Below are 18,875 nucleotides of genomic sequence, written 5' to 3'. Positions count from 1 at the left end.
ACGGTAATGGACGATATCGCCGACCAGAATTACAGCTTAGCGAAGCTCCGCTGCGCAGCATCAAGGGTATGCTGGATATCTTCTTCACTGTGAGCCAGTGACATAAAGCCGGCTTCAAATGCTGAAGGCGCGAGGTAAACGCCTTCTTCCAGCATCAGATGGAAGAATTTTTTAAAGCGCTCAACGTCGCATCGGGTGACATCCTGATAGCTGGTAACCGTTTCGGCATCGGTAAAGAACAGACCAAACATCCCACCTACGTGATTAACCACCAACGGAATATTTTCTGCTTTCGCGGCGGCCAGCAGGCCGTCGGCCAGTTGGGTGGTCAGCGCGGTCAGCTTTTGATGCGTGCCGGGTTTGGCAATTTCACTCAGGCAGGCAAAGCCCGCAGCCATGGCGATTGGGTTTCCGGACAGCGTGCCTGCCTGGTAAACCGGACCGGTTGGTGCCAGCGCATCCATCACTTCACGACGGCCACCAAATGCGCCGACCGGCATACCGCCGCCGATGATTTTACCGAGGCAGGTCAGATCCGGCTTAACGCCATAATGTGCCTGTGCACCCGCCAGCGCCACGCGGAAACCGGTCATCACTTCATCAATAATCAGCAGCGCGCCGAACTCATCGCAAAGCGCACGCAGGCCAGGCAGGAAATCTGCCTGTGGCGGAATGCAGTTCATATTGCCGGCGACCGGCTCGACGATAATACAGGCAATATCCTGCGGATATTGTTCAAATGCCGCGCGTACCGAAGCGAGATCGTTATAGGTGCAGGTCAGGGTATGCTTAGCGAAATCAGCCGGTACGCCCGGAGAGTTAGGCTGGCCGAGAGTCAGCGCGCCGGAGCCCGCTTTGACTAACAGGCAGTCGGCATGACCGTGATAGCAACCTTCGAATTTGATAATTTTATCGCGATGGGTGAAACCGCGTGCCAGACGAATGGCGCTCATGGTCGCTTCAGTACCGGAGTTCACCATGCGTACCATATCCATGGTTGGCACCAGCTTACACACCAGCTCGGCCATTTTTACTTCCATCTCGGTCGGTGCGCCGAAGCTCAGGCCGCGTTCGGCCGCTTCGATAACCGCCTCGCGAATTGCCGGATGGTTATGACCCAGTACCATCGGTCCCCAGGATCCTACGTAGTCGACATAGGCTTTACCATCAGCATCATAAAGGTAAGCGCCGTTCGCTCGCTCGATGAAAAGCGGTACGCCGCCGACACCGGTGAATGCGCGCACCGGAGAGTTAACCCCACCGGGAATTAACTTTTGTGCCTGGGCATACAGGTTTTCAGACTTACTCATGGATCGGCTCCTGGATCGTACGTTAGAAAAAATCATTACCATTCTAAGGGAACATGGCGATCCGTTGAAAGGCAAGTCGCACGATTGATGTCATTGCTGATGATTTTGTTGTCTGAGCACAGAGTGCCAATACTTGATTGCGATACCAGGCTATTAGATAATAACAAAAGCTATGGTCAACGATATCTTTGGGTAGAATGACCTGACAGGCATCAGCCTGAACGCATTACTGGAGTATTTAAATGAGCGACGATGTAGCAGTACTGCCTCTGCAATTTACTGATGCAGCAGCCAGCAAGGTGAAAAACCTGATTTCCGATGAAGATAACCCGGACCTGAAACTGCGTGTGTATATTACCGGCGGTGGATGCAGCGGTTTCCAGTATGGTTTTACCTTCGATGATAAAATCAATGATGGTGATATGACCATTGAGAAGTCTGGTGTGTCGCTGGTGGTTGACCCGATGAGCCTGCAATACCTGGTTGGTGGCTCGGTTGACTACACCGAAGGCCTGGAAGGCTCACGTTTTATTGTGACCAACCCTAACGCTAAAACCACCTGCGGCTGTGGTTCATCTTTCAGTATCTAAGCTGAAAAAAAAAAGGGCGAATAATGCTTCGCCCTTTCTGCTTACCATTCCACGGTGATCAGCCGTTGTTCCTGCTGAGTTTTCGCATCCTTGCTTAACACGCTTTCGCTCACCTTAGGTTGTGCCGATGCACGTTGTCCGCAATCAATTTGCGGCCGGGTTTGACTATCACTGGCAGGGCTGTTCACCTGGCAAGGTGAAGCGATGGTTAACCGTACGCCAATACTGCCACTGGTGGTGGCGGCACTGAGTGTGTTAACCATCAACATGCCGGTGGCCAGAATAATGGCCTTCATGTTACTGAGTTTCCTGATGTATATGGCGCGCAAACACGCACCTGAAAGCGTCAGGAGATAACAACATCTCTTAACGGTACTGATTTAATAACGGCAGGTTTTGCTGTTTCTTTAGCCGGATTTTCCGGTCTTAACCGAACAGCTTTTTAATGTTGCAATGCTGCGCAGAGCTGCTCAGCAGCAAGGATTATACGCGGACCCGCGCGGCTGAACCAGTCATCATCTAATGCGATAACCGGAACGGCAAGTTGGGGCTGCCAGAATTGCGTTACCGCCGCGCTGCTTTTGGCATTGCCAGCGATCACTATAGCTTGCGGATGGCGCATCAGCACTTGCTCGCGACTGACCTGTGGCCAGGGTACTTTACTGTCGGCAAAAATATTGTGACCGCCGCACAGCTGCAAAATTTGGTTTTGTAATGTTGCCTGTGACGCAGTAAACAGCGGTTGCAGGCCAAACTGTAAAAATACCGTTTTCTGCTGTGGCTGCGGATAGCGTTGGCGCAGTGCAGTAAAGCGCGCCTGCAGCTGGTCGGCATGCTGTTGTGCCTGCTGCGGATCACTGCTCCACGGTGCCAGCTGCCGGATGGCCGCGATCACCGCCTCGATGGTTTGCGGATCCAGCCAGACGATGTTGATCCCTAAAGCCTGCAGCTGGGCAATCTGCCGCTGCGGATTGCCGCCGCGCCATGCCAGCACCACATCCGGCTTCAGCGCCAGAATGCGCTCAATGTTGATTCCCTGCCAGTTGGCAACCTGCTCAATCTGACGTGCCTCGACGGGATAATCGGAGTATGCACTGACGGCCACCGGCGTAATACCGGCAGCAAAAGCCAGCTCGGTGAGATGTGGAGCCAGCGTAATAACCCGGGGAGCGTTTGCTGCCAATACTGCAACAGGCAGCATCAGCAGCATCAGCAGGGTGATAATCCGCTTAGCCACGCAGATTATTCAGCAGGGTTTCTACCATCAGTGAAGACTGTTGTGCAGCCACCACCAGGAATTCATCAAAGCTCAGATGAGATTCCTGATCGGCTACGTCTGAAATGGCGCGGATCACCACAAACGGCGTGTTGAATTGATGGCACACATGGCCGATAGCCGTTGCTTCCATTTCCACCGCAATGGCCTGCGGGAATGTGCTGCGAATGCGCGCCAGCGGTTCGGCACCATTAATAAAGGCATCACCACTGACGACCAGCCCACGCACCGCGTTTAGATTCAGCTCGGCGATGCAGCTTTCAGCAGCGGCAATCAGTTTCTTATCGGCGGTAAAGGCTGCCGGGCAACCAGCCATCTGACCAAACTCGTAGCCGAAAGCGGTGACGTCAGCATCGTGATAGCGCACTTCATCAGAAACTACGATGTCGCCAACTTTCAGCGTCGGTGCCAGACCGCCAGCGGAGCCGGTATTGATGACGAAGTCAGGTTTACACAGCTCAAGCAGCAGAGCGGTGCCCATCGCGGCCGACACTTTGCCGATGCCAGATTTCAGCAGCGCCACTTCAACGCCATTCAGTGTGCCGGTATAGATCTCACAACCAGCCAGCGTCAGCGTTTGACGGTTCTCAATCTTGTCACGCAGCAAGGTAACTTCCTGCTCCATTGCCCCAATGATGCCTGCTTTCATAGTGATACTCGCTAATATGGTGGAATTAATCGCTTAAACTGATGCATAGTTTAACATGGTTGGATTCAATGTATTCACGCATCAGGTGAGGGGATTTATGGCAGAGATTAATTTCAGGAAGAAAATCAGTTTTCAGCGGCCATACAATAACCATGACGAACCGGTGGGTGAATATAATATTACCCGCCACTTTGAAAGCGATCGTGGGCGGATTATTAACTCTGCCGCTATTCGCCGCTTGCAGCAGAAAACCCAGGTGTTTCCGCTGGAACGTAATGCTGCCGTGCGTTCGCGCCTGACGCATTCGCTGGAAGTTCAGCAGACCGGGCGCTATATCGCCAAAGAGATTATTGAGACGCTGAAATTGAGCGGTGGGCTGGAGAAATATGGTTTAGCCGATTTTGCCGGGGCGTTTGAGAGTCTGGTTGAGATGTCCTGTCTGCTGCATGACGTGGGTAATCCACCGTTTGGCCATTTTGGTGAATCGGCGATAAACGACTGGTTTGACGATAATTTACCCGCTGAGCTGGTCGATGCGCAGGTTGCAGGCGTATTCAGTGATGAGCAGATGAAAGCATTTAGCCAGCTGAATGGCATCATCCGTCAGGATCTCTGCCATTTCGAAGGTAATGCGCAGGCTATCCGGCTGGTGCACACGCTGCTGCAACTGAATCTTACTTATTCTCAGGTCGCCTGTATTTTAAAATATACCGCTCCCGCCTGGTGGCAGGGCGATAAGCCGGCTGAATTTACCACGCTGATGAAAAAGCCCGGCTTTTACCTGTCGGAGCAGGATTATATTGCCGAGCTGCGAGCCGCTACGCAAATTGATGAACACCATCGGTTTCCGCTGACTTATATAATGGAAGCCGCTGACGATATCTCTTATTGCATTGCCGATTTGGATGATGCGGTGGAAAAAGATATCTTTAATGTCGACGCGCTGTATGAATATCTTGAACAGGCGTGGGGTAAAGCAAAACCCGATGATGCTTTTAGCCGAACGGTGGGTTATGCGTGGGCGACGGCAAATGGCAACGGGCGTTTTCGCAGTCAGAGCGATCAGTTTTTTATGTCGTTACGCGTCAGCGTGCAGAATGTATTAGTCAGCTATGCGGTGAAACGCTTTATTGAAAACCTTGAGGCTATCTTTGCCGGAAACTTTAATCATGCATTGTTAGAGGATGACGGTGAAGAAGGGCGACTGCTGGCAATTTTCAAAGCGGTAGCCCGCAAGCATGTATTTAATCATTCGGAAGTGGAACAGCTGGAGTTGCAGGGATATCGGGTGATGAAGGGCCTGCTGGATATATATAAGCCCTTGCTGGAGCTGAACTACGAAGATTTTACCACGCTGGTGAATGACGACTTTCTTAAAGGCCGCCCGATTGAAACGCGCTTGTTTCATAAACTTTCCGGAAAGCACCGAAAAGCCTACCAGCAAAAAATGCGCACTATCACGGTGGAACATAACTATCAGCGGCTGTTATGGGAACGTTATTATCGCGCCCGCCTGATGCAGGATTATATTAGTGGTATGACCGATCTGTATGCGTGGGATGAATATCGTCGACTGATGGCGGTGGAATAAGGCTGGGCTGACGAGTTTTGTAAAGATGAGGAATAAATATTTACCATTTCCAAACACTTAAACATGAACTTCGCGCTAAAAAATAAATCTTATCACCGTGACCACAGCAATGGTCTGCATCATTGTCAGAGACGAGAACAAGATAAATGAAAAAAACAACCTTAGCATTAAGCGCGTTGGCTCTGAGCCTGAGTATGGCGATGAGTCCGGTAACCGCTTCGGCCGCTGAAACGGCCTCTTCCTCCACTCAGCAATTGCCAAGCCTGGCACCAATGCTGGAAAAAGTCATGCCTTCGGTCGTCAGCATTAATGTTGAAGGTGTGACAACCGTGCGTACCCCGCGTATGCCACAGCAATTCCAGCAGTTCTTTGGCGGGAACTCACCGTTTTGCCAGGACGGTTCACCTTTCCAGGGTTCACCTATGTGTCAGGATGGTGGACAGAATGGCCAGGGCGGGCAGAGTGGTGGCAACGCACAGCAAGAGAAATTCCGCTCACTTGGCTCCGGCGTAGTCATTGACGCAGCGAAAGGCTATGTGGTGACCAACAATCACGTAGTGGATAACGCGACTAAAATTCAGGTGCAAATCAGTGACGGGCGCAAATATGAAGCCAAAGTGATCGGTAAAGATCCGCGTTCGGATATCGCGCTGATTCAACTGCAGGACTTTAAAAACCTGACGGCAATCAAAATGGCGGACTCCGACGACCTGCGGGTTGGCGATTATACCGTGGCGATTGGTAACCCGTACGGTCTGGGTGAAACCGTGACTTCCGGTATCGTGTCGGCGCTGGGTCGTAGCGGCCTGAATGTCGAAAACTACGAGAACTTTATCCAGACCGATGCGGCGATCAACCGGGGTAACTCCGGCGGTGCGCTGGTTAATCTGAACGGTGAGCTGATCGGAATTAATACCGCGATCCTTGCGCCGGACGGCGGCAATATCGGTATTGGGTTTGCCATCCCAAGTAATATGGTGAAAAACCTGACGTCACAGATGGTGGAATATGGCCAGGTGAAACGTGGTGAGCTGGGCATTCTCGGCACCGAACTGAACTCTGAGCTGGCGAAAGCGATGAAAGTTGACGCTCAGCGTGGTGCCTTCGTCAGCCAGGTAATGCCAAATTCATCCGCAGCCAAAGCCGGTATTAAAGCGGGTGATGTGATTGTTTCATTGAATAAAAAACCAATCTCCAGCTTCTCGGCGCTGCGTGCGCAGGTCGGTACGCTGCCGGTCGGTTCAAAAATGGAACTTGGCATACTGCGTGATGGCAAAACGGTAACGGTGAATGTTGAACTGCAGCAGAGTACGCAGACTAAAGTTGATTCCGGCACTATTTATACCGGTATTGAAGGTGCGGACCTGAGCAATGTCGAAGGTGATGGTCATAAAGGCGTTAAAGTTGACAGCGTGAAGCCGGGTACTGCGGCAGCGCGCGTTGGCCTGAAAAAGGATGATGTGATCCTTGGCGTTAATCAGCAGGCGGTAGCCAATCTGGGTGAATTACGTAAGATCCTTGACAGCAAGCCTTCGGTACTGGCGCTGAATATTCAGCGTGGTGATGCTTCTATCTATCTGGTTATGCAGTAAACCCTGTTCGTGCCGGTGCCTTGTGCACCGGCACGATCTTTCTGCTCTTATTCCCCGCTTTTTCTGCCTCATTTGTGATACCCACCGCAATTTTCGCAACTGCTGCCCTGCTCTGTGCATCTGCACAATGTTTCGCGCCATTCTCCCGGCTATGCTGATTATCCCTATGCTTTGCAGGAGTGTTTGATGGCCACCTATCATCTGGATGCACGTCTGGCCCAGGAGATCGTTGCACGCACCATGAAAATTATTGACAGCAATGTCAATGTGATGGATGCACGCGGTCGTATCGTCGGCAGCGGCGATCGTGAACGCATTGGGGAAATGCACGAGGGAGCCTTGCTGGCGCTCTCGCAGGCGCGCGTGGTGGACATCGATGATGCAGTGGCGAAACATCTGCATGGCGTACGGCCGGGAATTAACCTGCCGCTGCGCATCGACGGCGACATTGTCGGGGTGATTGGCCTGACCGGCGATCCGCAGGCGTTACGTCACTATGGTGAACTGGTTTGTATGACCGCAGAGATGATGCTGGAGCAAGCACGCTTACTGCATATGCTGGCTCAGGACAGCCGCCTGCGTGAAGAGCTGGTGCTTAATCTGATACGCAGTGAGACCCTGTCGCCAGCCCTGATGGACTGGGCACAGCGGTTGGGGATTGACCTTCAGCAGCCGCGCGTGGTGGCGGTGGTAGAAGTTGACAGCGGCCAGCTCGGCGTCGATAGCGCGATGTCCGAGTTACAGCAGCTCCAAACGCTGCTGACCACGCCGGAGCGCGATAATCTGATTGCGATTGTTTCACTCACCGAAATGGTGGTACTGAAACCGGCGCTGAATGCTCACGGCCGCTACGATCAGGAAGATCACCGGCGGCGGGTTGAGCAGCTGTTGTCACGTATGAAAGAGAGTGGTCATTTGCGCATCCGCATCGCATTAGGCAACTATTTTACCGGTGAGGGCAGCATTGCGCGATCGTACCGTACGGCACACACCACGATGTTAGTGGGTAAACAACGGATGCCCGATCAGCGCAGCTATTTCTATCAGGATCTGGTGCTGCCGGTGCTGCTGGATAGTTTGCGCGGTGGCTGGCAGGCCAACGAACTGTCGCGTCCACTGGCGAGGTTAAAAACGCTGGATAATAACGGCCTGCTGCGCCGCACGCTGATTTCCTGGTTCAGCCATAACGTGCAGCCATCGGCTACGGCAAAAGCGCTGTTTATCCACCGAAATACGCTGGAGTATCGTCTGAATCGTATATCAGAGCTGACCGGGCTGAATCTGAGTAACTTTGATGACCGGCTGCTGCTGTATGTGGCGCTGCAACTGGATGAGCAGCCGTAACCGGGGGCGATTACGGCATGAAACGGGCAGAGAGAATTCCGCCCGCGGAGCAAATCAACGACCGTTACGGGTAAGCTTTTCGAGGTCAGATTCGATCTCGGTGATCTTGTTTGAGACCACACTTTCCAGATGACGCAGATCGTCAAGGATCTTACGTTTTAGATCGACTTCAACCTGGTCACGCTGACAAATCTGATCGAGCTCGTCGATCACATAACGCAGGTTAGGGCTGATTTCCATAATTTCTTTGTAGCCCTGGCCCAGGCTGTCACCGACCACTGCTTTACGCTGACGCGGATATTTAAACTTCACGCTCTTGGCGAAAAACTCACCTTTGTCTTTACGGAAATAGATTTTCAGGATGTCGTTATTGGCTTCCTGACGCAGGCTGTAACGGTCAATATCTTCAGGGTTGGCGATGCCCAGACTTTTCAAATTATCATACATAACAATAGTTTCCTTTATAAGTTGGTGTCGATCCGGCTGCGCGTCGTGAATACTGCGTTGTGCAGTGCTCGCAATCCTCATGGACTTCAGTCCACTGCGGTTGCTGCGCGCTTACGCCTTGTCTTCACTTAGCTCATTCGTCTCGTACTCATGCGATCAATATAGTCGTAATGGTCGAAACGGCAGAAACAGTTATCGAAAGAGTGCTCATTAACTGGCGCGGATTATCGCTTGAAATGTGAGCAAGATCACCTGTTAATTCATCACGCGAAACAGGTTTTGAGACGGGGAAGTGTAAAGATAAGATTACGGACCACGGCGGTGGTCCGTAACAGTCAAACTTAGTCGATGGTGCGCAGCAGTTCGTTGATGCCGGTTTTGCCAAGCGTTTTCGCGTCGACTTTCTTGACGATCACCGCACAGTACAGGCTGTAGCGGCCGTCTTTCGATGGCAGGTTACCGGAAACAACCACGGAACCAGCGGGTACGCGACCGTAATGCACTTCGCCAGTTTCGCGATCGTAGATTTTGGTGCTCTGGCCGATGTAGACGCCCATTGAGATCACCGAGCCTTCTTCAACAATCACCCCTTCAACGATTTCAGAGCGCGCGCCGATAAAGCAGTTATCTTCGATGATGGTTGGGTTAGCCTGCAATGGCTCCAGTACACCACCGATGCCCACGCCGCCGGACAGGTGAACGTTTTTACCGATCTGCGCGCAAGAGCCAACGGTTGCCCAGGTATCTACCATTGAGCCTTCATCAACATATGCGCCGATGTTGACATAAGAAGGCATCAGTACGGTGTTACGCGCGATAAATGCGCCCTGACGCACCGCAGCAGGCGGCACGACACGGAAGCCTTCTTTTTTGAAGCGGGCATCGTCGTAGTCAGCAAATTTCATCGGTACTTTGTCGTAAAAACGGCTTTCAGCGCCATCAATCACCTGATTGTCATTGATGCGGAACGACAGCAGTACCGCTTTCTTCAGCCACTGGTGCGTAACCCACTGACCGTCGATTTTTTCAGCAACGCGCAGCGCACCGCTGTCCAGCAGGCTGATAACCTGATTGACGGCTTCGCGAGTGGCGGTATCAGCGTTAGCTGGCGTAATGTCGGCACGGCGCTCGAACGCCGCTTCAATAACACTCTGTAATTGTTGCATTAAGTTACTTTTCCTGTATCAATTAATTCGCAGGGAAGCCGTGGTGAGCTCCCAATACCTGTTTAAGGCACGGACGGCAAAACGCCGCCCCTGCTGAGGGTAAAAAACAAATCTTCGTCACACTTTATCGTTTGGATTAAGTGCCTCTGTCAACCGTTGTTGCAATACATCGCGCAATTCGGCATCAAGTGCGCGACGATCGCTGTTTGCCAGAATAAATAAATCCTCAACCCGCTCACCGATGGTGCTGATCCTCGCGCCATGCAGCGACACGCCCAAATCGGAGAAGACTTCACCCACGCGTGCCAGCAGGCCAGGCTGATCGAGCGCGATCAGTTCAAGATAGGTTCGGCGATCGGTATGGGTCGGCAGGAAATTAACCGCGGTATCGACGTTAAAGTGTTTCAGCCTGGCAGGCTGACGGCGGGTGCGCGGCGGTACCCAGCGGGTCTGCGTAATCGCCTGTTCCAGCGCCTGGCTGATCATCAGGTGGCGATCCGGCGACAGCGGGCTGCCATCCGGCTCCAGCACGATAAAGGTATCCATCGCCATACCGTCACGGCTGGTAAAGATCTGCGCATCGTGCACGCTGAGGTTACGGCGGTCCAGCTCACCGGCGACCGCCGCAAACAGGTAAGGGCGGTCCGGGCTCCAGATAAAGATTTCTGTGCCGCCGCGCGTGGCTTGTGGGCTGACCAATACCAGCGGTTTTTTCAGATCGTGATTCATCAGATGGCGCGCATGCCAGGCCAGCTGATTCGGCGTATGACGCAGGAAGTAGTCGGCACGACAGCGGCCCCAAATCTGATGCAGCGCCTCTTCGTCAATATTATCCATCCGCAGCAGCGCCAGCGCCTGTAAACGGTGATGACGCACCCGTTCGCGCAGGTCCGGGCTGTTTTCCATACCGCGGCGCAGCTGTTTCTCAGTGGCGAAAAACAGTTCACGCAACAGGCTCTGTTTCCAGCTGTTCCACAGGTTTTCATTGGTTGCGCAGATATCCGCCACGGTCAGGCACACCAGATAACGCAGGCGATTTTCATTCTGCATCACCTCGGCAAACTGCTGGATAACGGTCGGATCCTGGATATCACGGCGCTGTGCGGTGACGGACATCAATAAGTGGTGACGAACCAGCCAGGCGACCAGCTGAGTTTCACGCGAGTTCAGGCCGTGCATTTCGGCAAATTCGAGCGCATCCTGCGCGCCCAAAATCGAGTGGTCGCCGCCACGTCCTTTGGCGATATCGTGAAACAGTGCGGCCATCAGCAGCAGCTCAAGTTGCGGCAGGCGCGGCCAGAGCTCAACGCACAGCGGATGTCGCGGACGGGTAGTCTCGTCGGCAAAGCTTTCCAGCTTTTGCAGCACGCGAATGGTGTGTTCATCAACGGTGTACGCGTGGAACAGATCAAACTGCATCTGGCCGACAATATTGCTCCACTGCGGCATATAGGCCCACAGCACGCTGTGACGATGCATTGGCAACAGCGCCCGGCTGACCGCGCCGGGATGGCGCAAAATGGCGAGAAACAGTTTTCGCGCCTCGGGAATGGTACAGAGTGGCTCTTTCAGATGACGGCGCGCATGGCGCAACTGGCGTAGCGTGGTCGAATAGATACCGCTTATGTTCTGATTACGCACCATATTGTAAAACATGCGCATAATCGCTTCCGGCTGGCGCTCAAACAGCGTCTCATCACGCAGATCGATGAGGGTGCCGCGCAGCTGGAAGTCATCATCAATCGCCCGTGGTTTTTCATCCGGCCCGAGTGCCAGAATCGCTTCGTCAAACAGCTGCAACAGCATCTGATTCAGCTCACTGATGCGGCGGGTGACGCGATAGAAATCTTTCATCATGCGCTCTACCGGCTCGTTGCCTTCACCCTGATAGTTCAGTCGTTGAGCAACATTCAGCTGGCGGTCGAACAGCAGACGATTGTCATAGCGCGGTAATGTCAGGTGCAGCGCAAAGCGTATGCGCCACAGCAAACTCTGACACTCATTTAACTCGTTGCGTTCGGCCTCGGTTAAAAAACCAAAACCGACCATTTCATCCAGCGAAGTGGCACCAAAATGACGTCGGGCGACCCACAGTAAAGTGTGGATATCACGCAGGCCGCCGGGGCTGCTTTTGATGTCCGGCTCCAGGTTATAACTGGTGCCGTGATAGCGTTTGTGGCGCTCTTTTTGCTCTTCAATTTTGGCCGCGAAGAAGCAGGAAGAAGGCCAGAATCCGTCGCTGAATACATTCTTTTGCAATTCAAGGAAAAGCGCGACATCACCGATTAGCATGCGCGATTCGATCAGGTTGGTCGCGACCGTCAGATCGGAAAGCCCTTCCAGCAGGCACTCTTCCAGCGTGCGCACGCTGTGGCCCACTTCCAGCTTCAGATCCCACATCAGCGTCAGCAGCTCGCCGGTGCGCAGTGCCGCCTCTTCAGACAGCGGCTTGCGGCTAAGAATCAGCACATCAATATCAGAGAGTGGGTGCAGCTCGCCGCGGCCATAGCCGCCGACGGCAACCAGTGCAATATCGGACATCGATTCGAAACCGTAAAAACGCCAAAGCCGACGTAGCAGACGATCGATAAACAGGGTGCGGGCATCGATTAAATCTTCCGCATTTTCACCGGCGTCAAAGGCGTCAGCCAGCTGCTGCTGAAAGGCATCCAGATGCTGTTTCAGTATCTCGCGGGTAAGTTGCTCATCATCCCAGCAGGCGGGGGAGTCTGACAGTCCGAAATTTAATTTTTCCGTCACGCTATTACTCATCTGCGCTCTCTCCTGGTGATGTCAACGGCACACGGCCTGCGGTTTCAGACATAAAAAAGCCGGCTACAGAGCCGGCCTTCGTTAACGCTGGGAAATGAAAGACCACTCAGCCTTCATTCACTAACACTTGTTCGATGGTGTCATCTTTGCGCAGGGTTAAAATTTCACAGCCGTTTTCTGTCACCACAATAGTATGCTCGTACTGTGCGGACAAGCTGCGATCTTTAGTTTTTACCGTCCAGCCATCTTTCATGCTGCGAATACGGTAATCACCGGCATTGACCATCGGTTCGATGGTGAAAGTCATACCCGCCTGCAGTACTACGCCGCCATCATCCGCATCGTAGTGCAGCACCTGAGGCTCTTCATGGAAGCCTTTGCCGATGCCGTGCCCACAGTATTCGCGTACTACTGAGAAATCTTGCGCTTCGACAAACTTCTGAATTTCACGACCAAGCGTGCGCAGGCGAATACCGGGCTTCACCATCCGCAGTGACAGGTACAGGCTCTCCTGGGTCACGCGGCACAGACGTTCGCCCTGTATAGTGGGTTTGCCGACGATAAACATCTTCGAGGTATCGCCATGATACTCATCTTTGATCACGGTAACGTCGATATTGACGATATCGCCATCGCGCAGGATTTTGTCGTCGCTTGGAATGCCGTGGCACACCACTTCGTTAACCGAGATACAGACTGATTTCGGGAAGCCGTGATAGCCGAGGCAGGCAGACACCGCCTGCTGTTTGTTTACGATATGATCGTGGCAAATACGATCCAATTCAGCGGTGGTGACACCCGGTTTGACGTGCGGCTCAATCATTTCCAGCACTTCGGCTGCCAGACGGCCTGCAACGCGCATCTTTTCGATTTCTTCAGGGGTTTTTATTGAAATAGCCATTAAATTTTTTCCGCGAATGTCGTCATTTTCGACAATAATATAGGCTGCGCTGCGTAATTCTGGCGTGCACCAGCGCGCTGCATGACCTTAGTACTGTAATGTTAACAGCCTGCCCAGGCGCTGCCAAATGCAGTTTGTGGCGCGCCAGCGCTGACAACATTTATTGGCGTCAGGGGCTGGATTGTGGTATAAAGCGCGCCGACGATTCTATGTACGATGATGTCTGTTGTACGAGAAACGCATAAATCTCATTATGTGTAAATAACACACACGTATCGACACATACGCCGGGGTGCCTGCGAAGAGCGTTATCGCTGTTCAGGGTCGGTTGTATGGGATACGTGGAGGCCCAACCCCAAATAATCTATATAGAGGTAATCATGGCAACTGTTTCCATGCGCGACATGCTCAAGGCTGGTGTTCACTTCGGTCACCAGACCCGTTACTGGAACCCGAAAATGAAGCCATTCATCTTCGGTGCACGTAACAAAGTTCACATCATCAACCTTGAAAAAACTGTACCAATGTTCAACGACGCTCTGGCTGAACTGAACAAGATCTCTGCCCGTAAAGGTAAGATCCTGATCGTTGGTACTAAGCGCGCTGCAAGCGAAGCGGTAAAAGATGCTGCTCTGAGCTGCGACCAGTTCTTCGTTAACCATCGCTGGTTGGGTGGTATGCTGACCAACTGGAAAACCGTTCGTCAGTCCATCAAACGTCTGAAAGATCTGGAAACTCAGTCTCAGGACGGTACTTTCGAGAAGCTGACCAAGAAAGAAGCACTGATGCGTGGTCGTGAACTGGCCAAGCTGGAAAACAGCCTGGGCGGTATCAAAGACATGGGCGGCCTGCCAGACGCACTGTTTGTTGTTGATGCTGACCACGAACACATCGCAATCAAAGAAGCAAACAACCTGGGTATTCCGGTATTTGCTATCGTTGATACTAACTCTGATCCGGATGGCGTTGATTTCGTTATCCCTGGTAACGACGATGCGATCCGTGCTGTAAGTCTGTACCTGACCGCAGTGGCTACCACTGTGCGTGAAGGTCGTTCTCAGGATCTGGCTCAGCAAGCTGAAGAAACCTTCGCTGAAGCTGAGTAATAAGGCTAGCTCTTAATCGAGCCCTTAATACCAAAAAGCACCCGCAAGGGTGTCTGGTATAGTCAGATAGTGATCTGTAAGGGGCCCCTCAAGGCCCCTTTATTGTTTTAAGTCTGCCTTGCCGGGCGTCAGATTGGGCGAGGCGGAGTAAATCTCCTGCGAATTAAACACTGTTGCTACCTTGTGTACGCAGCAGGTTCACAGTTAACCGAGGAATTTAGAATGGCTGATATTACCGCTGCATTGGTAAAAGAACTGCGCGAGCGTACTGGCGCGGGCATGATGGATTGCAAAAAATCGCTGACCGAAGCGAATGGCGACATCGAGCTGGCGATCGAAAACATGCGTAAGTCTGGCGCAATCAAAGCTGCTAAAAAAGCGGGCAACGTTGCAGCTGATGGCGTGATCAAAACCAAAATCGTTGGCGACTACGCGGTGATTCTGGAAGTCAACTGCCAGACCGACTTCGTCGCAAAAGATGCTGGTTTCCAGGCGTTTGCTGACAAAGTTCTGGACGCAGCAACAGCTGACCGCATCACTGATATTGAAGTTCTGAAAGCGCAGTTCGAAGAAGAGCGCGTTGCACTGGTTGCTAAAATCGGTGAGAACATCAACATCCGTCGTGTTGCTGTACTGGAAGGCGAGCAGCTGGGTAGCTACCTGCACGGCGCACGTATCGGCGTACTGGTTTCTGCTAAAGGCGCTGATGAAGACCTGATCAAGCAGGTTGCAATGCACGTTGCAGCAAGCAAGCCTGAGTTTGTTAACCCAGAAGACGTGTCTGCTGACGTGGTTGAGAAAGAGTACCAGGTTCAGCTGGACATCGCTATGCAGTCTGGCAAACCAAAAGAAATCGCAGAGAAAATGGTTGAAGGCCGCATGAAGAAATTCACCGGCGAAGTTTCTCTGACTGGTCAGCCTTTCGTTATCGATCCAAGCAAAACCGTTGGTCAGGCACTGAAAGAAAAAGGTGCTTCCGTGGTTAACTTCATCCGCTTTGAAGTGGGCGAAGGCATCGAGAAAGTTGAAAACGACTTCGCAGCAGAAGTTGCGGCCATGTCCAAGCAGTAATCATGGTTATTAAGAACCGCCAGATGGCGGTTCTTTTTTTGCCCGTCGTCCCTGACGCCTTGCGGCATCACCCCGGACGAAGGGCAAAATAAGTTTTATCTGGTGATGTTTAGCACCACGTATTTTCAGTCTCATCCCAATAGCATTTTTATCTGGCTAAGCGGATGATACATCAGATTTACCTCTTCCAATTTGATGATAGCTTCCAGGAAAAAAGACCATGGCTACCAATGCAAAACCTGTATATCAACGTATCCTGCTTAAACTGAGCGGTGAAGCACTGCAAGGTGCTGAAGGTTTCGGTATCGATGCAAGCGTACTTGATCGAATGGCGCAAGAAGTTAAAGAGCTGGTCGAGCTCGGCATTCAGGTGGGCGTGGTAATCGGCGGTGGTAACCTGTTCCGTGGTGCCGGTCTGGCACAGGCTGGCATGAACCGTGTTGTTGGCGACCATATGGGAATGCTGGCAACCGTGATGAACGGCCTTGCAATGCGTGATGCGTTGCACCGTGCCTATGTCAATGCGCGCCTGATGTCAGCGATTCCACTGAATGGCGTGTGTGACAACTACAGCTGGGCTGAAGCTATCAGTTTATTACGTAACAATCGCGTAGTGATCTTCTCTGCCGGTACCGGTAATCCATTCTTTACCACTGACTCTGCAGCTTGCCTGCGCGGCATCGAAATCGAAGCCGACGTGGTACTGAAAGCCACTAAAGTTGACGGCGTTTATTCTGCCGATCCGGTGAAGAACCCGGAAGCCGTTCTGCACGATCAACTGACTTATCAGGATGTGCTGGAGCGTGAACTGAAAGTGATGGATTTGGCGGCATTTACTCTGGCACGCGACCACTCGCTGCCTATCCGTGTGTTCAATATGAACAAGCCGGGTGCACTGCGTCGCGTGGTGATGGGTGAAAAAGAAGGCACGCTGATTACGCATTAATATCAGTCACAGCGTAAAATAGGGTATATTCTGTCGGTGCGATACGCTCCGTTCAGGATGTTTGCCAAAATAGTTCGGGTTGCTGCTAACGCCTGGCAAACCGAAGTATGATAGCTCTATCGACGATTATTTAACGGGTCTTAGCTGACTAAGGCCTGCCTGGTAACCAGAATCCAAGGGTTCCAACGTGATTAACGACATCAGAAAAGATGCAGACCAGCGCATGGAAAAATGCCTGGACGCATTCAAAAACCATATCAGCAAAATTCGCACCGGCCGTGCGTCACCGAGCATTCTCGACGGAATTATGGTTGAGTACTACGGTGCTGCTACTCCGCTGCGTCAGCTCGCCAACGTGACCGTTGAAGATTCACGTACGTTGAAAATTAACGTGTTTGACCGCTCTTTAAGTCAGGCCGTTGAGAAAGCGATTATGACCTCAGATTTAGGTCTGAACCCAAGTTCAGCTGGAACTGATATCCGTGTTCCACTGCCAGCACTGACTGAAGAGCGTCGTAAAGACCTGATCAAGGTCGTGCGTGGTGAAGCCGAGCAGGGTCGTGTTTCAGTGCGTAACGTGCGTCGTGATGCTAACGACAAAGTGAAAGCGCTGCTGAAAGACAAAGAGATCAGTGAAGACGAAGAGCGTCGTTCACAGGATGATATTCAGAAAATGACTGACGTCTATATCAAGAAAATTGATACAGCGCTGGCCGAAAAAGAAGCGGAGCTGATGGAATTCTGATTCCCGTCATGCACCGTTGAAACGCCGTACAGATTCCCGTTCAGACAGAATGGTGGGTCTGGCGGCGTTTTGCATTTTGATTATTATAGTTCATGCGGATCATCGCCACGCGCGCCACCGCTCTGCATGGAATGATATTGGGTATAACAGAGCAGCCTTATGAAGCAATTGACCATCCTCGGCTCGACCGGTTCAATCGGCACCAGCACCCTGGCAGTGGTGCGTGAAAATCCCCATTTGTTTGCCGTGAAGGCGCTGGTTGCCGGACGCAATGTCGAGCTGATGGCCGAGCAGTGTCAGGTTTTTCGTCCCGCTTATGCGGCGATGTCTGATGAAGCTTCCGCTCAGGCGCTACGCCAGCGTTTACAGCAGCTGAATGTCGCTACCGAGGTGTTCGCCGGTGAACAGGCAGCCTGCGAGCTGGCCGCGCTGGATGAGGTCGATCAGGTGATGGCGGCCATCGTCGGCGCTGCCGGTCTGTTACCCACTCTCGCCGCCATTCGCGCTGGTAAAACCATCCTGTTAGCCAATAAAGAGTCGCTGGTCACCTGTGGTCGACTGTTTATGGATGAGGTTCGTCACGCCAGCGCCCAATTGTTGCCGATTGATAGCGAACACAATGCCATTTTTCAGAGTTTGCCTGCTTCCATCCAGCAGCAGTTAGGTTACGCTGATCTCGGGGAAAATGGCATCGACAGCATTATCCTCACGGGATCGGGTGGTCCGTTTCGGGAAACGCCGCTGGCCGCGCTTGACAGCGTAACGCCGGATCAGGCGTGTGCACATCCGAACTGGTCGATGGGGCGTAAAATCTCCGTTGATTCGGCCACCATGATGAATAAAGGTTTGGAATACATTGAAGCCCGCTGGCTGTTTAACGCCACTGATGCCCAGATGGAAGTGATTTTGCACCCACAGTCGGTCATTCACTCCATGGTCCGTTACCGTGACGGCAGTGTGATAGCTCAATTGGGTTCACCAGATATGCGCACGCCAATTGCCCATGCGATGGCCTGGCCGCAACGCGTCAGCGCCGGTGTAACACCGCTGGACTTCACGCGTATGGGAGCACTCACTTTCGCCGAGCCAGATTTTACTCGCTATCCCTGCCTGAAACTGGCGATGGATGCCTGTGAAGCTGGACAGTCTGCGACCACTGCACTGAATGCGGCAAATGAAGTCGCTGTTGCAGCGTTCCTGAATACAGAGATTCGCTTCACCGATATTGCCGCACTGAACAACGCGGTACTGGCGTCGCTTTCCTGTCAGGAGCCGCAGAGCGTTGAGGCGGTGATTGAGATCGACAAACTGGCGCGTGTTGCGGCAGCCGAGTTGCTACCTCGCTTTACTGCCCGGCGTTAATTCAACG

At 52.5% G+C, this 18,875-nt stretch carries 17 protein-coding genes; 9 read left to right on the top strand and 8 right to left on the bottom strand.

Features of this window, described 5'->3' with window-relative positions; all coding sequences use genetic code 11:
* Nucleotides 1–29: 29 nt before the first annotated feature.
* A complete protein-coding gene (gene hemL, locus ACP3TC_RS17310) occupies nt 30–1,310 on the bottom strand; it encodes a glutamate-1-semialdehyde 2,1-aminomutase (protein WP_426816912.1) in 1,281 nt (426 codons plus the stop codon).
* A gap of 242 nt (nt 1,311–1,552) precedes the next feature.
* Here hemL and erpA point away from each other — a divergent pair, with 242 nt between their 5' ends.
* Nucleotides 1,553–1,900 (top strand): iron-sulfur cluster insertion protein ErpA, encoded by a 348-nt coding sequence (erpA, locus tag ACP3TC_RS17305; protein WP_313855841.1) that lies wholly within the window; start codon nt 1,553–1,555, stop codon nt 1,898–1,900.
* A gap of 41 nt (nt 1,901–1,941) precedes the next feature.
* Here erpA and ACP3TC_RS17300 read toward each other — a convergent pair whose 3' ends face one another.
* The 3 genes from ACP3TC_RS17300 to mtnN all read right to left on the bottom strand — a co-directional run bounded on the left by ACP3TC_RS17300 (nt 1,942) and on the right by mtnN (nt 3,825).
* Entirely contained in the window at nt 1,942–2,196 is a 255-nt protein-coding gene (locus tag ACP3TC_RS17300) for a hypothetical protein (RefSeq protein ID WP_313855842.1), read from the bottom strand.
* A gap of 146 nt (nt 2,197–2,342) precedes the next feature.
* Entirely contained in the window at nt 2,343–3,137 is a 795-nt protein-coding gene (gene btuF, locus ACP3TC_RS17295) for a vitamin B12 ABC transporter substrate-binding protein BtuF (protein ID WP_426816911.1), read from the bottom strand.
* Nucleotides 3,130–3,825, bottom strand: coding sequence for a 5'-methylthioadenosine/S-adenosylhomocysteine nucleosidase (gene mtnN / locus ACP3TC_RS17290; RefSeq protein ID WP_426816910.1), 696 nt, complete (start codon nt 3,823–3,825; stop codon nt 3,130–3,132). Before mtnN ends, btuF begins: the two co-directional genes overlap by 8 nt.
* Before the next feature lie 97 nt (nt 3,826–3,922).
* Here mtnN and dgt point away from each other — a divergent pair, with 97 nt between their 5' ends.
* The 3 genes from dgt to ACP3TC_RS17275 all read left to right on the top strand — a co-directional run bounded on the left by dgt (nt 3,923) and on the right by ACP3TC_RS17275 (nt 8,352).
* On the top strand, nt 3,923–5,416 hold the full coding sequence (gene dgt, locus ACP3TC_RS17285) for a dGTPase (RefSeq protein ID WP_426816909.1): 1,494 nt from the start codon (nt 3,923–3,925) through the stop codon (nt 5,414–5,416).
* 146 nt (nt 5,417–5,562) lie between these two features.
* Nucleotides 5,563–7,008 carry a serine endoprotease DegP gene (gene degP / locus ACP3TC_RS17280; RefSeq protein ID WP_313855849.1) on the top strand — a complete coding sequence of 482 codons (1,446 nt, stop codon included), beginning with the start codon at nt 5,563–5,565 and terminating at the stop codon, nt 7,006–7,008.
* A 186-nt stretch (nt 7,009–7,194) separates the two neighbouring features.
* Entirely contained in the window at nt 7,195–8,352 is a 1,158-nt protein-coding gene (locus ACP3TC_RS17275) for a CdaR family transcriptional regulator (protein WP_313855851.1), read from the top strand.
* Between the two features lie 54 nt (nt 8,353–8,406).
* Here the strand turns inward: ACP3TC_RS17275 and ACP3TC_RS17270 are convergent, their stop codons facing one another.
* The 4 genes from ACP3TC_RS17270 to map all read right to left on the bottom strand — a co-directional run bounded on the left by ACP3TC_RS17270 (nt 8,407) and on the right by map (nt 13,638).
* Complete coding sequence (locus tag ACP3TC_RS17270) at nt 8,407–8,799, bottom strand: DUF3461 family protein (RefSeq protein ID WP_313855852.1); 393 nt, start codon at nt 8,797–8,799, stop codon at nt 8,407–8,409.
* A gap of 341 nt (nt 8,800–9,140) precedes the next feature.
* Complete coding sequence (dapD, locus tag ACP3TC_RS17265; RefSeq protein WP_313855854.1) at nt 9,141–9,965, bottom strand: 2,3,4,5-tetrahydropyridine-2,6-dicarboxylate N-succinyltransferase; 825 nt, start codon at nt 9,963–9,965, stop codon at nt 9,141–9,143.
* Nucleotides 9,966–10,082: 117 nt separating this feature from the next.
* Nucleotides 10,083–12,737, bottom strand: a complete 2,655-nt coding sequence (glnD, locus tag ACP3TC_RS17260; RefSeq protein ID WP_426816908.1) for a bifunctional uridylyltransferase/uridylyl-removing protein GlnD — start codon at nt 12,735–12,737, stop codon at nt 10,083–10,085.
* 106 nt (nt 12,738–12,843) lie between these two features.
* Complete coding sequence (gene map, locus ACP3TC_RS17255; RefSeq protein ID WP_313855857.1) at nt 12,844–13,638, bottom strand: type I methionyl aminopeptidase; 795 nt, start codon at nt 13,636–13,638, stop codon at nt 12,844–12,846.
* 380 nt (nt 13,639–14,018) lie between these two features.
* On the opposite strand from map, the gene rpsB reads away from it, so the two are divergent.
* The 5 genes from rpsB (at nt 14,019) to ispC (ending at nt 18,868) form a co-directional block, all read left to right on the top strand.
* Nucleotides 14,019–14,744, top strand: coding sequence for a 30S ribosomal protein S2 (gene rpsB / locus ACP3TC_RS17250; protein ID WP_313855858.1), 726 nt, complete (start codon nt 14,019–14,021; stop codon nt 14,742–14,744).
* Nucleotides 14,745–14,966: 222 nt separating this feature from the next.
* Nucleotides 14,967–15,815, top strand: a complete 849-nt coding sequence (gene tsf / locus ACP3TC_RS17245; RefSeq protein ID WP_313855859.1) for a translation elongation factor Ts — start codon at nt 14,967–14,969, stop codon at nt 15,813–15,815.
* A gap of 220 nt (nt 15,816–16,035) precedes the next feature.
* Nucleotides 16,036–16,761, top strand: a complete 726-nt coding sequence (gene pyrH / locus ACP3TC_RS17240; RefSeq protein ID WP_313855860.1) for a UMP kinase — start codon at nt 16,036–16,038, stop codon at nt 16,759–16,761.
* Nucleotides 16,762–16,948: 187 nt separating this feature from the next.
* Complete coding sequence (gene frr / locus ACP3TC_RS17235; RefSeq protein ID WP_313855861.1) at nt 16,949–17,506, top strand: ribosome recycling factor; 558 nt, start codon at nt 16,949–16,951, stop codon at nt 17,504–17,506.
* A gap of 159 nt (nt 17,507–17,665) precedes the next feature.
* On the top strand, nt 17,666–18,868 hold the full coding sequence (gene ispC, locus ACP3TC_RS17230) for a 1-deoxy-D-xylulose-5-phosphate reductoisomerase (protein WP_426816907.1): 1,203 nt from the start codon (nt 17,666–17,668) through the stop codon (nt 18,866–18,868).
* Nucleotides 18,869–18,875: the final 7 nt, after the last annotated feature.

Source organism: Winslowiella sp. 2C04 (assembly GCF_050037805.1).
GTDB lineage: Bacteria > Pseudomonadota > Gammaproteobacteria > Enterobacterales > Enterobacteriaceae > Erwinia > Erwinia toletana_A.
The sequence above is the reverse complement of the archived record's forward strand: the minus strand, read 5'-3'. Positions and strand labels throughout refer to the sequence as shown.